This window comes from Mesorhizobium sp. P2_E6 (assembly GCF_056403835.1).
The window spans coordinates 400495-416596 of record NZ_JBFUEQ010000003.1; the positions used below are offsets into that span (position 1 = coordinate 400495).

Sequence of the window (16102 nt, forward strand, 5' to 3'; positions counted from 1 at the left end):
TCCGATCTAGGCAGGGGCAGCACCGCCCTCGATCGCCCTGCCCCAGCCGAGCAGCGGTTTGGCGCGCAAGGTGAAATCGACAAGTTCGTCGACCAGCTGCGCACCATGGATCCCCGCCGGGTCGATCACATGCTGGACGACAAAATGCCGGTTGCGGATGGCGTCAGTCAGATCGGGTTCGCTGATCTGCTCGAAGCCGCGTGGGGTACGCTTCATGCGGCCTTCCGTCTCAAGCTCAAGGCCGTTCTTCTTCAGCGCCTTTGCCATGGCGCGGAACTTGTCAGGCTGCGTCGCGATGGCTTTGCGCATAGCCAGCAGCAGTGCCGGCTCCGGCTGCCACCAGGCAACGTCGGCAAAGCAACCCTCGAGCCCGACATGAACGTAGAACACGCCGTGCGCCATCTTGGTGCCGTCGGGCGACAGGATCGCCGACAGATGCCGGTTGTAAGGCCGCTTGTCCTTGGCGAAGCGCACGTCGCGGTTGATACGGAACAGCGACTTCTTGCGATCGCCGCGCAGGCCGAGCCCAGCTTGCGTGAAACGCTCCGTGAGCGTTTCGACCAGATCGCCGAAGGGATCGCGCAACTCCTTTTCGAACAGGTCGCGGTTTTCCAGGAACCACTCCCGGCTCTGATGGAAATCCAGCGCCTTCAGGAACGGAATGGCCTTCTGCCCGAAACCCTTGAATGCACCTTCCATCACGCCTTGCCGATCCGCACAAGCCAGGCGTCCTCGTCGATCACTTCGACGCCGAGCTCGCTGGCGAGCTTGAGCTTGGAGCCGGCGCCCGGCCCGGCGACCACCAGATCCGTCTTCGCCGAAACCGAGCCCGCGACCTTCGCGCCGAGGCGTTCGGCCATTGCCTTGGCTTCGGGGCGGGTCATCTTTTCCAGCGTGCCTGTGAACACAATCGTCTTGCCAGCCACCGCGCTGTCGGCCGAGATGGTCACGATATACGGCTTCGGCTTGACCTGTTTGAGCAGCGCGTCCAGCACGTCGTCGTTGCGTTCGTTGCCGAAGAAGTCGCGTAGCGCATCGATGACCGTGTCGCCGATGCCGTTGACCGATGGGAAAACGCTGTGCGGATCGTCGGCCGCCGCTGTCTCCTTGCCGACGCGGATCAGTTCCTCGATGGTCGAGAAGGTTTTGGCAAGCACTGCGGCCGTGGTTTCGCCGATATGGCGGATGCCGAGCGCGAAGATGAAGCGGTCCAGTTCCGGTTCGCGGCGCGAGTCGATGGCAGCAAACAGTTTGTCGAGGCCTTCGTAATTGCGATCCTCGACGCTGCGCACATTCTTGCGCGTCTTGCCCGATGCCGCCTCGCGCTGCCTAGCCTGCTCCTCGCGCCGCTCGGCCAACGCCTTGGTGACGGCCGGACGGCGATCCCTGAGCGTGAAGATATCGGCGGCTGTCTTGATCAATCCCGCATTGAAGAAAGTGTCTATGTTCTCGGCGCCCAGGCCTTCGATGTCCAGGGCACCGCGTGACACGAAGTGCCGCAATCCTTCCACGGCCTGCGCGGGGCAGATCAGTTCGCCGGTGCAACGGCGGCGGGAATCTTCCTTGCCTGTCTTCTCGTTGATTTCACGCGTCGCGGGCGAGCCGCAGATCGGACAGGTGTGCGGGAATTCGTATGGCACGGCGTCGGGCGGACGCTTGTCGATGACGACGCTGACGATCTGTGGAATGACATCCCCTGCCCGCTGGATCACCACCGTATCGCCGATGCGCACGTCGATGCCGTCCCTTATCGGCTGTCCCGTGCTGTCCAGGCCCTTGATGTAGTCCTCATTGTGCAGCGTGACGTTTTCGACCACGACGCCGCCGACCGTGACCGGCGCCAGCCGCGCAACCGGCGCCAGCGTGCCGGTGCGGCCGACCTGGATGTCGATCTTCTGCACGGTCGTCATCGCCTGTTCGGCGGGGAATTTATGCGCAACCGCCCAGCGCGGCTCGCCGGTGACGAAACCCCATCTGCGCTGCAGCTCCAGCTGGTCGACCTTGTAGACGACGCCATCAATGTCGTAGCCCAACGAGGAGCGCTGCTCCTCGATCCGATGATAATGCGCGATCAACTCCTCGGCCGACTTCGCCCGCACCATCAGCGGGCTGATCGCGAACCCCCAATCCTTGAACTTCTGCACGGCGCCGTACTGGGTCGGAGCGGGATCCTCAGACGTATAGCCCCAGGCATAGGCGAAGAATTTGAGGTTGCGGCTGGCGGTGACGGATGGATCCTTCTGGCGCAGGGAACCGGCCGCCGTGTTGCGCGGATTGACGTAGTCCTGGCCGCCAACCGCCGCCGAGCGTTGCTTCAGCGCCTCGAATTCCGCGTAGGTCATATAGACCTCGCCGCGTATCTCGATGATTTCTGGCCAGCCCGAGCCTTTCAGCTTCGCGGGGATGTCGGCGATCGTCCTGAGATTGGCGGTGATGTCCTCGCCGACGGCACCGTCGCCACGCGTTGCGCCCTGCACGAACACACCGCTTTCATAGCGCAGCGATGCCGACAAACCGTCGATCTTCGGCTCGGCCGTGAAGGCGATGTCGAGATCCTTGTCGCGATCGAAGAACCGCCGGCCGCGTTCGATGAAGTCGGCGACATCCTCGTCGGTATAGGCCTTGGCGAGGCTGAGCATGGGCACCGCATGGCGCACCTTGGCGAAGCCTTCCGCCGGCGCCGCACCGACCCTGCGCGACGGCGAATCCTCGCGCACCAGCGCCGGAAAGCGCTGCTCAATGGCAAGGTTGCGGCGCGTCAACGCATCATATTCCGCATCGGAGATTATCGGCGCATCCTCGGTATGGTAGCGCCGGTCATGCTCGGCGATCTCTTCCGCCAAGCGCTTCAGCTCGGCTTTGGCTTCGCTGTCTGTCAGGGCATCGACTGGTTTTTCGGACATGGTTTCAGACCCGGCTCATAGATGTATGCCGCCCAAAAGTGCGCAGCGGTTTTGGGACAACGACACGCATAGCAACAAAGACCCAGAGCGCGTCGCGCAAATCCGATTCGGCGCGACGCGCTTTGGTGGTCCGCGACCATAGATCAGCTTTCGGATCCAAGGGAGCAAAATTCTGATAAAACCGCGCCGAAACAGCGGGATGGCGCCACAAGCTGACTCTGTTGCGAAGCCGGGATTTTTGCCAGCCTGGCGAACCGTGCATCGTCAGGACGCGGCGGTGTTCTCGCGCAGCAGCCGCTCGGCGGCGGCGCGCGCCTCGTCGGTGATGGTGGCGCCGGCCAGCATGCGCGCGATCTCTTCCTGCCGCGCCGGCCGGTCCATCTCGGCAATGCCGGTCGCGACTCGGTCGGTGCTGCCCGACTTGGAGATCAGGAAATGCGTCGCCGCACGTGCCGCTACCTGCGGCGCATGCGTGACCGACAGCACCTGGACGCGTTTCGACAATCGCGCCAGCCGCTGGCCGATGGCGTCGGCGACCGCGCCGCCCACGCCGGTGTCGATTTCATCGAAAACCAGCGTCGGCGCCGAGCCACGGTCGGCCAGCGCCACCTTCAGCGCCAACAGGAAGCGCGACAGCTCACCGCCGGAAGCGACCTTCATCATCGGCCCGGGCCGTGTGCCTGGATTGGTGCGCACCCAGAATTCGATCTGGTCGATGCCTTCTTCCATGCGGCCCTCGGCCTCGCTCTTCATCTCGACGATGAAGGCGGCGCGTTCGAGCTTTAGAGCCGGCAACTCGGCCATGACCGCCTTGGTCAGGCCGACTGCTGCCGCATGACGCAGCGAGGACAGCTGTGCGGCGGCTATGTCATAGGTCTCGCGCGCCGCGGCAGCCTGCTTTTCCAGCCCGTGCAAGCGTTCCTCGCCGGCATCGAGATCGGCGAGATCGGCCGACATCGTGTCGCGCAATTGCGCCAGGTCGTCGACGGCGACAGTGTGCTTGCGCGAAGCGGCGCGCAGCGAAAACAACCGCTCCTCCGCCTTCTCCAGCCGCTGTGGATCATATTCGGTGGCGCGCAGTGCGGCCTCGACGCCCGATTGCGCGGCGTCGAGCGACAGCATTGCCTCGTCGAGCGACTTGACCACGTCGTCGAGCAGGCCCGGCGCTTCCGTCACCTTGCGCTGCAGCCGCCTGAGCAGGCTCGCCAGTTGCGGCAAGGGCGAGGACGGACCGGACAGCACATCTTGCGCGTCATGGATTTCGGAAGCGATCTTCTCCGCCCGCATCATGGATGCGCGCAGCTCAGCGAGATCGGTCTCCTCGCCCGGCTGCGGATCGAGCTTCGTCAGTTCCGCCACCGCCGCACGCAGATAGTCGGCCTCGCGCGCGGCCGCCGCCACCTTGGCGCTGTGACGCGACAGCTCCTGCTCGCAGGCGCGCCAGTGCCGCCACGCCTCGCCGGTCGAGCGGACAGCGCCGAGATGGCCGCCGAAAGCGTCAAGCACATCGCGGTGTGCGCCGGGATCGACCAGAGCGCGTTCGTCGTGCTGGCCGTGGATCTCGACCAGCGCGCGGCCGACATCGCGCATCAGCGTGACGCTCGAAGGCTGGTCGTTGACGAAGACGCGGGTGCGGCCATCTGCCGTCTGGAGGCGGCGCAGGATGATGTCGCCGTCATCGTCGATGGCGTTCTCGGCAAGCAGTGTGCGGGCTGGATGGTTGCGCGGCACGTCGAAGACGGCGATCACCTGGCCCTGCGCCGCGCCATGGCGCACAAGCGACGCGTCGCCGCGCGCGCCGAGCGCCAGCGACAGGGCATCGAGCAGGATGGATTTGCCGGCGCCGGTTTCGCCGGTCAGCACGGAAAGACCCGGCTGGAAGTCGATATCCAGCTTCTCGATCAGGACGATATCGCGGATCGACAGTCTGGAAAGCATCAGAACCCGGACCTATTGCATGTCGCCCAAAAGTGGACCCGGTTTTGGGATAACGACATGCACAAAGACAAAAGACCTAAAGCGCGATGCGCTTTAGAGCGGCACTCGACCATCTGGAGTCGCAGCGCCGCACTATCTTTTTGTTTGGGCACCGGATCAATCCGAAAAAGCGTTGCGTACGCTTCGGTCCAATGCTCTGGGGTCAGGCGCCGCCGGTGATCATCTTCCCGGCCTTGGATATCCACGAGCCGGCATTCTCGCGCGGCGCAAGCCCGTTGCTCTGCAGCAGCTTGTAGGAATCCTTGTACCACGAACTGTCGGGGTAGTTGGTGCCGAGCACCGCGGCGGCGGTCTGTGCCTCCGAGGTCAGGCCCATCGCGTAATAACTTTCGGTCAGGCGGGCGAGCGCCTCCTCGACATGCCGTGTGTTGGAATAGTTCTCCACCACGGTGCGGAAGCGCTTGACGGCGGCGATGTATTCGCGGCGCTCGAGATAGTAGCGGCCGATCTGCATTTCCTTGCCGGCCAGCTGGTCGTTGGCGAAGCGCATCTTTTCCTTGGCGTCATCGACATATTCCGATGTCGGCCAGCGCGTCACCAGGTCCTGCATCGTCTGAAGGGTCTGGCGCGCTTCCTTCTGGTCCTGCGTCACGTCCTTGATCTGGCGGTAGTAGCTCAAGCCGATGATGTACTGCGCGTAAGCGGCGTCATCGGTCGACGGATAGAGCGTGAGGTAGCGTTTGGCCGAGCCGATCGCCTCGTCGTAGTTGCCCTGGCGATAGTCTGCGAAAGCGCCCATCACCATCGATTTGCGGGCGAATTCCGAATAAGGATGCTGACGGTCGACGGCATCGAATTTGCGGCTCGCCTCTTGCAGGCGCCCGGCATTCAGATTGGCAAGACCTTGATTGTAGAGAACATCGGCCGGCTCGGTCTGGTCGACATAGGTCGACAGGTCGATATCTTTCTCCGACGACATGCAGGCCGACAGGAAGAGCGATGGAACAACCACCGAAAGCGCCAGGAAAACAGCCCGCTGCGGCGCTTTCGATTGACCAACTCGCTTGAAGAACATGATTGGATTCCGCCCTTTCGGCGTTATTTCAATGCGTGTTGCATGCCGTGGTCCCAAACTTGATCCCCACTTTTGAGCGACATGCCCTAATCGACGGCAGCAGCCATAAACCATAACCGCCTTGCCCGGCAACGCTATCGCCGGCCAATCGCACATTTTTGTGGCAGCCGGACGCTGCTTGAAAATCAGTGCAATTTCACCGACAGGTGGTGCATTCATGCAACACCTCTATCTGCCAGGAATCCGAAAAAAGTTAGGAAAATCAGATCATCCAGGGCGCGTAGAGCGGCGCGTTGACGGCGTTCATCTCGGCGCTGCGGCCGCGCTCGCGGCGTGTCGTCTCGACGATCTCGAATGCCGTGCGATCCGACAGCAGGCGACGCAGTGCGGCGGCATTCATCCTGTGGCCGCCGCGATAGGAGCGGAAGCAGCCGATGAAACGGGCACCGGCCAACGCCAGGTCGCCCATGGCGTCAAGCGTCTTGTGGCGGACGAATTCGTTGGGATAACGCAGGCCGCCCATGTTGATGACGCGGTTGTCGTCACCGATCACCAGCGAATTCTCCAGCGAGGAGCCGAGCGCATAGCCGGCGGCCCACAGCCGCTCGACATCCTTCATGAAGCCGAAGGTGCGGGCGCGCGCGAGGTCGCGGCGGAAGATATCGGCGTTGAGGTCGGACGCGAACAGCTGCCGGCCGATTGCCGGGCTTTCGAAGTCGATCTCGATCTCGAAACGGGTGCCGTCGTAAGGCTTGAACTCCGCCCACGAGGCGCCGTTCTCGATGCGAACCGGCTTGATGACCCTGATATAACGGCGCTTGACCGACAGCGTCTCGACGCCGGCCTGGTCGATGGCTTCGACGAACGCCATGGCGCTGCCGTCGAAGATGGGAACCTCGGACCCGTCGATCTCGATGGCGACATTGTCGATGCCGAGCCCGAACAGCGCCGCCATGATGTGCTCTACCGTGGCGATGTGCTCGCCAGCGGGATCACCCAGCATGGTGCACAGGTCTGTGGCGCCGACTTCGGAAACCAAGGCGCGAACCTCGCGGCCCTGCTCTGCGCCGTTGAAAATCTGGAACACGATGCCGGTATCGGCATCTGCCGGCACGAAGCTGATGGAAACTTCCTTGCCGCTGTGGACGCCGGTGCCGGTAAGCGACGCGCGCGTCTTCACTGTCGTCTGATAGTCGTGCAAGACAATCCCCATAAGCCCGTAATGCCTAAGGTCCGCTTCTCCAGCCCGAGGGCGCGGCTCTTGTTGAAATCGGCAGGCAGGGCGACTTCCCCCGAAATCCTGACAAACCGACTATGGTGGCCGGAAGATAATGTCGCGGGTGGGAGACTCCAAATCACGGTTTCTTACTCTTTGTAACTGCGAGCCGGATCCAGTTGAGCTTGATAAGCTATTGAAATCTCATGATTTTAAACGTTAACAGGCAAGCAGTTTCTTGCTTGCCTGTTAACAATTCTTAAAGCCCGTTTACCAATCAGTTGGCCTGGCGGCGCAGGAACGCCGGAATCTCCAGCTGATCATCGTCCTGAGTCGCCCTCACCTGCGGCGTCAGGCGGCCCTGCTCGTCGAGTTGACCGCGGCGCGGCGCGTAGAGCTGCGCGTCCTGGCTGGCAAGACGGCGCACCTCAGGCGCTGCCTGGCGCAGCTTGGGTTCGCGCGGCTGCGCCGGCTGCAGCCGTGCAGGCTCTTCCTCGCGACGGGTCAGGCCGTTCGTCAGGCGCTTCAGCAGGCCCATCGGTCCGCTGCTGTTCTCGTGGTCGGCCGGGCGGTTCTTGGCATCCACCTCGGCCTTGACGACCGGCGGAAAGTCCTCGACGCGCGGCATCCGCTGCGGCGCCATCGCAACCGGTTGCGGCGCTTCACGCAGCATTTCGCGTGGCTGCGGGGCCGGCTGTGCCACGGGCTGCGGCATCGGCTGTGCTGGCGGTGCCTGGAAGATCTTGCTCTGCGGGCGGAAATCCTCCGCATGGGCAACGGGAGCCGGACGAGCCTGCGCCATCGCCGCTGCATTTGCTTCCGCCAGCTGGATGGCTTCGGCGACCGGGTCGACGGCGCGCGGTTCGTAAGCTGCCTGCTGGACCGGCGCCGGTCGGCTTTCCACCGCGGCAACGGCCGGGCGGCTGACCGGCTTCTGCGGAGCGGTGCGGATCGAGATCGGCGCTGCGGCGATTTCCGCCGCCGACTTGTCGATGCCGGTGGCAACCACCGACACGCGGATGACGCCTTCGAGCTCTTCGTCGAAGGTGGCGCCGAGGATGATGTTGGCGTCCTGGTCGACTTCCTCGCGGATGCGGGTCGCCGCTTCGTCGACCTCGAACAGGGTCAGGTCGCGGCCGCCGGTTATCGAAATCAGCAGGCCCTTGGCGCCCTTCATCGAGGTCTCGTCGAGCAGCGGGTTGGCAATGGCTGCCTCGGCGGCGGCCATCGCGCGGCCCTCGCCCGAAGCCTCGCCGGTGCCCATCATCGCCTTGCCCATCTCGCGCATGACCGAACGCACGTCGGCGAAGTCGAGGTTGATCAGGCCTTCCTTCACCATCAGGTCGGTGATGCAGGCAACACCGGAATAGAGCACCTGGTCGGCCATGGCGAAGGCGTCGGCGAAGGTCGTCTTGTCATTGGCCAGCCGGAACAGGTTCTGGTTGGGGATGACGATCAGCGTATCGACGCATTTCTGCAGCTCTTCGATGCCAAAATCCGCCGTCTTCATGCGGCGCTGGCCTTCGAAATGGAACGGCTTGGTGACGACGCCGACGGTGAGGATGCCCTTTTCGCGTGCGGCACGCGCCACGACCGGAGCCGCACCCGTGCCGGTGCCGCCGCCCATGCCCGCGGTGACGAAGCACATATGGGTGTTGGACAGATGATCGATGATCTCGTCGATGCATTCCTCCGCCGCCGCGCGGCCGACTTCCGGCTGCGATCCGGCGCCAAGGCCTTCGGTGACATGCGCGCCGAGCTGGATCAGCCGATCGGCCTTCGACATGGTCAGCGCCTGAGCGTCGGTGTTGGCCACCACGAACTCGACACCGCGCAGACCGGCGGTGATCATGTTGTTGACGGCATTGCCGCCGCCGCCGCCGACACCGAAAACGGTGATCCGCGGCTTAAGCTCGGTGATGTCCGGCTTTTGCAGATTGATCGTCATTGTCTCCGTCCTTTGCCTTTCACGCCGCTTCGCCGCCGCGGCCGCCTATGGGGCTGTCCCCGTCAATTAGAAACTGTCTCTCAACCACTGACTCATGCGATGCAGTTTTCCACCCGTTCCGGTCATTCTGAGACCGGAAATTCCTTTCGCCGGATGGCTCTCGAAGCTCGCCATCTGCGGATAGATCAGAAGCCCCACCGCAGCCGAGAAGGCCGGTCCCTTCGCCGCTTCCGGCAGGCCCGCCACGCCAAGCGGGCGGCCGATGCGCACATTGCGTCCGAGGATCCGGCGAGCCGCCTCCGGCAGGCCGGCAAGCTGGCTGGCGCCGCCGGTCAAGACGACGCGCTTGCCCACTGCATTGCCGTAGCCGGACTTGTTCAGCCGGTCGCGCAGCAGTTCGAGCGTCTCGTCGATGCGGGCGCGCACGATGCGCGTCATCACCGAGCGCGGGATCTGCAGCGGCACGTCGCCATCGTCGCCGATCGGTTGGATCGAGACCAGGTCGCGGTCGTCGGCGCTGCCCGGCAATGCCGAGCCATGCATCACCTTCAGCCGCTCGGCGGCGTCGAGCGAGGTCGACAGGCCCTTGGCCATGTCCAGCGTGACATGGTTGCCGCCGATTGCGATGGCGTCGCCATGGACGAACTTGCCGTCCGAAAACACCGAGATCGTCGTCGTGCCGCCGCCCATGTCGATGCAGGCGGCGCCCATTTCCAGTTCGTCGTCGACCAGGGCGGCCAGCCCGCTGGCATAGGGCGTCGCCACCATGCGCTCGACCGACAGGTGCGACCGGTTGATGGAAAGCTCCAGGTTGCGCATCGGCGCGGCGTCACCGGTCAAGACATGCATGTCGACGCCAAGTGCGTCGCCGACCATGCCGCGCGGATCGCGCACGCCGCGCTCGGCGTCCAGCGAAAAGCCGACGGGGAGCGAATGGATCACCTCGCGTTCGGCCTTCAAGGCCTGCTTGGCGCCGGCGCCGAGAACGCGCTTGATATCGGCCTCGTCGGCCTCGTGGCCGCCAAGGTTGATGGTGGCCGAGAAGGCTTCGCTCTTCAGCCGGCCGGCGGTCATGTTGACGATCAGCGAATCGACCGTCAGCCCAGCCATGCGCTCGGCCGCATCGACGGAAAGACGAATGGCATGCTCGGCGCGATCGAGGTCGACGACGACTCCCGACTTCACGCCTTGCGACTTCTGATGGCCGATGCCGATCACCTGGATCCGGTGCGAGCGGCCGCGCAACAGCTTGCCGTCATCGCTCGGTTTCAGCTTGGCCACCATGCAGCAGACCTTGCTCGAACCGACATCCAGCACCGTCAGGGTGCCGGACCGGCGCGACGCGGCGTCGCCATGACCGCCAAGCCAGCTCATATTTTCGTCTCCGGCTTGCGCTTCAGGCTTTTGGGTTTTTCGTTGAGGGCGGCTTCGCGCTGCGTCGCCGCCTCGGGCGTCAACTGCACGACCAGCCTGTCCGTCAGGCGCATGTCGACGGCGGCGATATCGCGCGACAACAGCCCCTTGTCCTGGTCCATCTTGACGAGCTCGGCGATCGCCTGATCCTCGCCATCCTCGGGAAGCTTGACGGTGATGCCGTTGTCCAGCTTCAGGTCCCAGCGCCGCTCGCCAACGCGGACATAGCCTTTGATCCGGCTCGCCAGCTCGGGGTATTTTTCGACCTTGACCAGGAAGTCCGGCGCCTTGGCCGGCGCACCGAGACCGATCAGCAAAGGCAGAAGCACCTGCTTGCCGCCGGAGAACGGCGCGATCACGGCGCCATTCTTCTCGATAACAGAGAGCTCATCGCCCTGCTGCCAGAGCGCGAAAGGCTCGCGCTCTTCGACGCGCACTTCCAGCGTGTGCGGATAGACCTTGCGCACCGCGGCGACCTCGATCCAAGGCAAGGTAGCAATGCGCTCCCGCGCGGCCCCGGCATCGAAACCGATCAGCGAGGTCCAGCCGTCGAGCTCGAGCCTGTCGAGAATGTCGATCTCGGAGGTCTGGCGATTGCCGACCACCTTGACCTGATCGACGGCAAAGCCGGTGCGGGCAGTGATGCTTTGGACGATGCCGTCGACATGGCCGCCGAGGTAGGCGCCATAGGCACTGCTCGACACAAGCAGCACGGCAGACATCATGGCCGCGGAGAAGCGCGGCGCCTGGAATTCACCCACGCCCAGGCGCGCAAGAACGCGCACCGGGCGGCGAAGCACACGCGGCAGCACGAAATGGCCTGATGACAACGGCAGGCCGAACAGCGCCGGCCCTGCCGCGCCTTTCCCCTTGCCTTGTCCCCATTTCAACGCAGACACGAAGCGTCCTCCACCATCCAACTCAACAAATCGCCAAACGAATGCCCGGCCTGGGCGGCGATTTCAGGCACCAAGGACGTCGGCGTCATACCCGGCTGGGTGTTGACCTCGAGCCAGACAACCTCGCCGTTTTCGGAATGCCGATCGTCATAACGGAAGTCCGACCGGGAAACGCCCCGACAGCCGATCGCTTGATGAGCCTTGAGCGCCAGTGTTTGTATTTTTTGGTAAATATTCGGTGAAACTTTTGCGGGGCATTCGTGCTTTGATCCCCCCGCGACATATTTTGAATCATAGTCGTAGAAGGAATGGCCGGTCGGGATGATCTCGCAGACTCCCAGAGCGACATCGCCCATTACGGCGCAGGTCAGCTCGCGGCCATGGATGTAGCGTTCGACCATGACGGTATCGCCATACTTCCATTCGGACGAGCCGATGACCTGCGGCGGATGCGACTGCCCTTCATGCACGATGACGACGCCGAAGCTTGACCCCTCATTGACGGGCTTGACCACATAGGGCGGCTTCATCGGGTGCTTGTTCTGAATGGCGAAGCGGCTGGCGACCTTCGATTCGGCGACAGGGACACCGACCGATTTGGCAACCCGCTTGGCCTGCTCCTTGTTCATGGCCAGCGCCGAAGCGAGCACGCCGGAATGCGTATAGGGGACACCGAGATATTCGAGGATACCCTGGATGGTACCATCCTCGCCAAACGGACCATGCAGCGCATTGAACGCGATATCCGGCCGGAGTTCGGCAAGCACCGAGCCGACATCGCGCCCGACATCGACGCGCGTGACCTGGTAGCCTTCCTTCTCGAGCTCATCGGCACAAGCCTTTCCCGAGGACAGGGACACGGGCCGCTCGGACGAGAAACCTCCCAGCAGGACGGCCACATGCTTGCTTTTCATTTCCCCCGTCATCCCCTCTCACCGCGGACCAAAAACCAAGATTTCCGCAACATTGAGTCCGAGTCTCCCGGCAGGTTGCCCCCCCAGACGGAAAACGCCGAACGCGTCGAACGACTCAAATCAGGAAACGCTTTGGAGCAGAGAATCAGAGAGTTGATTCACTGGCAAGTACTTACGATTCCGAGAGATTCACTTTCTGAGAAAATGGATGCGAAAACCGCGCCGTTGAGTCTTTGCAGCAACGGTCGCGGGCCATTTTCGGCCCCATTGAAGTTCATGCATCACGTGAACTTCAACACCCACTATAGAAGTTGCCCGAGAAACTCCTGCACGGCATGCCCCGGCCGGAAATTGCCGATGCGCTTGATTTCCCATTGCAGCCGGATGCCCGAATTTTCCAGCACCCGCGTTCGCACCGTCTCGCCGAGGTATTCGAGGTCGTAGCCGGTCGCGGTTCCCGTATTGATCATGAAGTTGCAATGCAGCGGCGACATCTGGGCACCGCCGATCATCAGGCCGCGGCAGCCCGCCTTGTCGATCTCCTTCCAGGCTGACGTGCCTTCGGGATTCTTGAAGGTCGAGCCGCCGGTCTTTTCGCGGATCGGCTGCACGGTCTCGCGATGGTTCTGCACCGCGTCCATCGCCGCCTTGATCGCGGTCTTGTCCTCGGCAAATCCCTCGAACAAAGCCGAGGTGAAGATCAGCCCGGAAGGTGCCGCCGAATGGCGGTAGGCGTAACCCATGTCGGCATTGCTCAGCGTTTGCACATTGCCCTTGCGGTCGAGCGCACGCACCTCGACGACGCGTTCGCGCGTCTCGACGCCGTTGGCGCCGGCGTTCATCCGCAGCGCGCCGCCGATGGCGCCCGGAATGCCGTGATAGAAATGAAAGCCGCCAATGCCGGCTTCCAGCGCCACGGCGGCAACGCGCTTGTCGGGCGTGGCCGCGCCCGCCTTGATCGTGGTCGGCGAAACAACTTCTGCCTCACCAAACCCCTTAGCCGAAAGCCGGATGACAAAACCCGGAATGCCGCCGTCACGAACCAGAAGGTTCGAGCCGACGCCGACGACGGTCAGCGGTATTTCCTCGGGAACGGCTTTGAGGAAGGCGGCCAGGTCCTCCTCGTCGGCCGGCTGGAACAGCACTTCGGCCAGCCCCCCGGCGCGAAACCAGGTGATCTTGTCCATCTCGGCATTCGGCGTGAGGCGGCCACGCAGGCCGGCAAGCCGGTCGCCAAGTCTGTCGATCAGGGCCTGGCCATACATCATGAGACCGTCCCGCCAAGCTCCTTGGGCAACGCATAAGCCCATTGGGTGATGTTTCCGGCGCCGAGGAAGACGACGAAGTCGCCGGGCTTGGCCAGATCGCGGATGATCGGCGCGATTGCTGCCGGACCTTCGATGTAGCGTGCGTCGCGATGGCCGCCGGCGCGGATGCGCGACACCAGGGCATCCGAGGTCACGCCTTCGATCGGTTCTTCACCGGCCGCGTAGACCGGCGCCACCATCACCGTGTCGGCGTCGTTAAAACAGGTGGAAAACTCGTTGAACAGGTCGTGCAGCCGGGTGAAGCGATGCGGCTGGGCAATGGCGATGACGCGGCCCTTAGTGGCGCTGCGCGCCGCCTTCAGCACAGCCGAGATCTCGACCGGATGATGGCCGTAATCGTCGAACACATCGACGCCGTTCCATGAACCGGTATGAGTGAAGCGGCGTTTGACGCCGGCGAAGGACGACAGGCCCTTCTTGATCGCCTCGGCGGACAGGCCAAGTTCATGCGCGACAGCGATCGCCGCCGTCGCGTTGGAGACGTTGTGGCGGCCGGGCATCGGCAAGCGCAGGCCGGCGATCGTCGTCTGGCCACCGCTCTTGCGGTTGCGGATCACCACGTCGAATTCCGAAATGGCACCCGCCATGCGGTGGTTGGTGAAGCGCACGTCGGCCTGCGCGTTCTCGCCATAGGTGATGACGCGGCGGTCCTCGATGCGGCCGACCAGGGCCTGCACTTCCGGGTGGTCGGTGCACATCACGCCGAAGCCGTAGAACGGCACGTTCTCGACGAACTGGCGGAACGCCTCGCGCACCTTGTCGAAGCTGCCATAGTGGTCGAGGTGCTCGGGATCGATGTTGGTGACGACGGCGATTTCGGCCGGCAGCTTGAGGAATGTGCCGTCGCTCTCGTCGGCCTCGACCACCATCCATTCGCCATCGCCCATGCGCGCATTGGTGCCATAGGCATTGATGATGCCGCCATTGATGACCGTCGGATCGAGCCCACCGGCTTCGAGCAACGTCGCCACCATCGAGGTCGTCGTCGTCTTGCCATGCGTGCCGCCAATCGCCACCGCCTGGCGAAAACGCATCAGCTCGGCCAGCATCTCGGCGCGGCGCACGATCGGCAGCAGCTTCTCGCGCGCGGCCTTCAGTTCGGGGTTTGTTTTCTTGATCGCCGTCGAGACGACGACAACCTCGGCATCGCCGAGATTTTCGGCCTGGTGGCCGACGAAGCATTCGATGCCCTTGTCGCGCAGCCGCTGCACATTGGCGCTGTCGGCCTGATCGGACCCCTGCACCTTGTAGCCGAGATTGTGCAGCACTTCGGCGATGCCGCTCATGCCGATGCCGCCAATACCGATGAAATGCACAAGGCCGATGGTCTGCGGCATCTTCATACGTGCGTCCCCTTCCTGAAGTCTGAAACGGTTTTTTGGGACGCAATAGCCTCTGTAAGATCGGCGAGCAACCGTGCCGCGTCGGGCCGGCCGGCCGATTTCGCTCCCGCCGCCATGGCCGCCAGCCGCTCGGGGCTGTCCATCAGCCCACCGATGAGGGCCGCGATGCGCTCGGGCGAAAGCGAGGATTGCGGGTGCACTTCGCCACCGCCAGCGGCGGCAAGGGCCGCCGCGTTCGCCGCCTGGTCGTGGTCGAGCGCATAGGGATATGGCACCAGCAGCGCCGGCCGGCCGATGACGGCGATCTCCGAAACGGTCGAGGCGCCGGAGCGCGACACCACCAGATGCGCCGCCGCTATGCGTTGCGCCATGTCGGTGAAGAAGGGCGAGACTTCGGCGGCGACGCCAAGTGCGGCATAGGCCGCCTTCACCCGCGCCACGTCATCGGCGCGCGCCTGCTGCGTGATCAGCAACCGCTTGCGTTGCGTATCGGAAAGCAGCGCGACGGCCGCCGGCACCGCGTCCGAAAAGAACTGCGCACCCTGGCTCCCGCCGAACACCAACAGCCTGAACGGCTGCTCCCCGGTCGATGCCGCATAAGGCGTCTTGGCCGCTTCCAGCACGGGAGGCCGGACCGGATTGCCTGTCGTCACCGTCTTGGCGCCGGTGGCACTGGCGTCCTGTGGCAGGAAGCCGCCGGCGATGGCGTCGACACGCCCGGCCAGCGCCCGGTTGGCGCGCCCCATCACTGCGTTCTGCTCATGGATCAGCGTCGGCACCTTGCGCCGTGTCGCCGCATAGAGCGGCGGCAAGGTCGGGTAGCCACCAAAGCCGACGACCGCATCCGGCTTGATCCTGGCGATGACCGCGGAGGCCTGGCGCACACCGCGCCAGATTTTCCAGAAGGCACCAAGCAGGGCGATGGGATTCTTCGAGCCCATTGTCGCCGACTGGATCGGATGGATGGCGGCCGCCGGGAAATGGGCGGCGAACCGCTCGGCGCGGTCGTCGGTGGCCAGATGCACCGTCCAGCCGCGCTCGTTCAGCTCATGCGCCAGCGCCTCGGCCGGAAACAGATGCCCGCCGGTTCCACCTGCCGCGAGAAGGATGACGCCTCTCGCCATA

At 63.9% G+C, this 16102-nt stretch carries 12 protein-coding genes; all 12 read right to left on the bottom strand.

The window, feature by feature from the left end:
• Window positions 1–6: 6 nt before the first annotated feature.
• The 12 genes from AC1D08_RS09875 to murG all read right to left on the bottom strand — a co-directional run bounded on the left by AC1D08_RS09875 (window position 7) and on the right by murG (window position 16101).
• On the bottom strand, window positions 7–699 hold the full coding sequence (locus AC1D08_RS09875; RefSeq protein ID WP_477423078.1) for a DUF2461 domain-containing protein: 693 nt from the start codon (window positions 697–699) through the stop codon (window positions 7–9).
• Window positions 699–2903: an NAD-dependent DNA ligase LigA gene (ligA, locus tag AC1D08_RS09880; RefSeq protein ID WP_477226996.1), complete on the bottom strand. Its 2205-nt coding sequence runs from the start codon at window positions 2901–2903 to the stop codon at window positions 699–701. The genes AC1D08_RS09875 and ligA overlap by 1 nt, the downstream gene beginning before the upstream one ends.
• A 264-nt stretch (window positions 2904–3167) precedes the next feature.
• Window positions 3168–4841 carry a DNA repair protein RecN gene (recN, locus tag AC1D08_RS09885; protein WP_457154003.1) on the bottom strand — a complete coding sequence of 558 codons (1674 nt, stop codon included), beginning with the start codon at window positions 4839–4841 and terminating at the stop codon, window positions 3168–3170.
• A gap of 202 nt (window positions 4842–5043) precedes the next feature.
• Complete coding sequence (locus tag AC1D08_RS09890) at window positions 5044–5916, bottom strand: outer membrane protein assembly factor BamD (RefSeq protein WP_095086961.1); 873 nt, start codon at window positions 5914–5916, stop codon at window positions 5044–5046.
• Window positions 5917–6178: 262 nt separating this feature from the next.
• Window positions 6179–7129 (bottom strand): UDP-3-O-acyl-N-acetylglucosamine deacetylase, encoded by a 951-nt coding sequence (gene lpxC, locus AC1D08_RS09895; protein WP_457153749.1) that lies wholly within the window; start codon window positions 7127–7129, stop codon window positions 6179–6181.
• A 280-nt stretch (window positions 7130–7409) separates the two neighbouring features.
• Window positions 7410–9080, bottom strand: a complete 1671-nt coding sequence (gene ftsZ, locus AC1D08_RS09900; RefSeq protein ID WP_457153750.1) for a cell division protein FtsZ — start codon at window positions 9078–9080, stop codon at window positions 7410–7412.
• Between the two features lie 66 nt (window positions 9081–9146).
• On the bottom strand, window positions 9147–10454 hold the full coding sequence (gene ftsA, locus AC1D08_RS09905) for a cell division protein FtsA (RefSeq protein WP_095086953.1): 1308 nt from the start codon (window positions 10452–10454) through the stop codon (window positions 9147–9149).
• Window positions 10451–11392, bottom strand: coding sequence for a cell division protein FtsQ/DivIB (locus AC1D08_RS09910; protein ID WP_457153751.1), 942 nt, complete (start codon window positions 11390–11392; stop codon window positions 10451–10453). Before AC1D08_RS09910 ends, ftsA begins: the two co-directional genes overlap by 4 nt.
• Complete coding sequence (locus AC1D08_RS09915; RefSeq protein ID WP_477423031.1) at window positions 11380–12306, bottom strand: D-alanine--D-alanine ligase; 927 nt, start codon at window positions 12304–12306, stop codon at window positions 11380–11382. The genes AC1D08_RS09910 and AC1D08_RS09915 overlap by 13 nt, the downstream gene beginning before the upstream one ends.
• A 302-nt stretch (window positions 12307–12608) precedes the next feature.
• Window positions 12609–13574 carry a UDP-N-acetylmuramate dehydrogenase gene (gene murB / locus AC1D08_RS09920; RefSeq protein ID WP_477423033.1) on the bottom strand — a complete coding sequence of 322 codons (966 nt, stop codon included), beginning with the start codon at window positions 13572–13574 and terminating at the stop codon, window positions 12609–12611.
• Window positions 13571–14977, bottom strand: coding sequence for a UDP-N-acetylmuramate--L-alanine ligase (murC, locus tag AC1D08_RS09925; RefSeq protein WP_457150337.1), 1407 nt, complete (start codon window positions 14975–14977; stop codon window positions 13571–13573). The genes murB and murC overlap by 4 nt, the downstream gene beginning before the upstream one ends.
• A complete protein-coding gene (murG, locus tag AC1D08_RS09930; RefSeq protein ID WP_457150338.1) occupies window positions 14974–16101 on the bottom strand; it encodes an undecaprenyldiphospho-muramoylpentapeptide beta-N-acetylglucosaminyltransferase in 1128 nt (375 codons plus the stop codon). The genes murC and murG overlap by 4 nt, the downstream gene beginning before the upstream one ends.
• Between the last annotated feature and the right edge of the window lies 1 nt (window position 16102).

Excerpts from the sequence above, each read along its gene's own strand:
- AC1D08_RS09875 (WP_477423078.1), bottom strand. The coding sequence starts at position 699 with ATGGAAGGTGCATTCAAGGGTTTCGGGCAGAAGGCCATTCCGTTCCTG.
- ligA (WP_477226996.1), bottom strand. The coding sequence starts at position 2,903 with ATGTCCGAAAAACCAGTCGATGCCCTGACAGACAGCGAAGCCAAAGCC.
- recN (WP_457154003.1), bottom strand. The coding sequence starts at position 4,841 with ATGCTTTCCAGACTGTCGATCCGCGATATCGTCCTGATCGAGAAGCTG.
- AC1D08_RS09890 (WP_095086961.1), bottom strand. The coding sequence starts at position 5,916 with ATGTTCTTCAAGCGAGTTGGTCAATCGAAAGCGCCGCAGCGGGCTGTT.
- lpxC (WP_457153749.1), bottom strand. The coding sequence starts at position 7,129 with ATGGGGATTGTCTTGCACGACTATCAGACGACAGTGAAGACGCGCGCG.
- ftsZ (WP_457153750.1), bottom strand. The coding sequence starts at position 9,080 with ATGACGATCAATCTGCAAAAGCCGGACATCACCGAGCTTAAGCCGCGG.
- ftsA (WP_095086953.1), bottom strand. The coding sequence starts at position 10,454 with ATGAGCTGGCTTGGCGGTCATGGCGACGCCGCGTCGCGCCGGTCCGGC.
- AC1D08_RS09915 (WP_477423031.1), bottom strand. The coding sequence starts at position 12,306 with ATGAAAAGCAAGCATGTGGCCGTCCTGCTGGGAGGTTTCTCGTCCGAG.
- murB (WP_477423033.1), bottom strand. The coding sequence starts at position 13,574 with ATGATGTATGGCCAGGCCCTGATCGACAGACTTGGCGACCGGCTTGCC.
- murC (WP_457150337.1), bottom strand. The coding sequence starts at position 14,977 with ATGAAGATGCCGCAGACCATCGGCCTTGTGCATTTCATCGGTATTGGC.
- murG (WP_457150338.1), bottom strand. The coding sequence starts at position 16,101 with ATGGCGAGAGGCGTCATCCTTCTCGCGGCAGGTGGAACCGGCGGGCAT.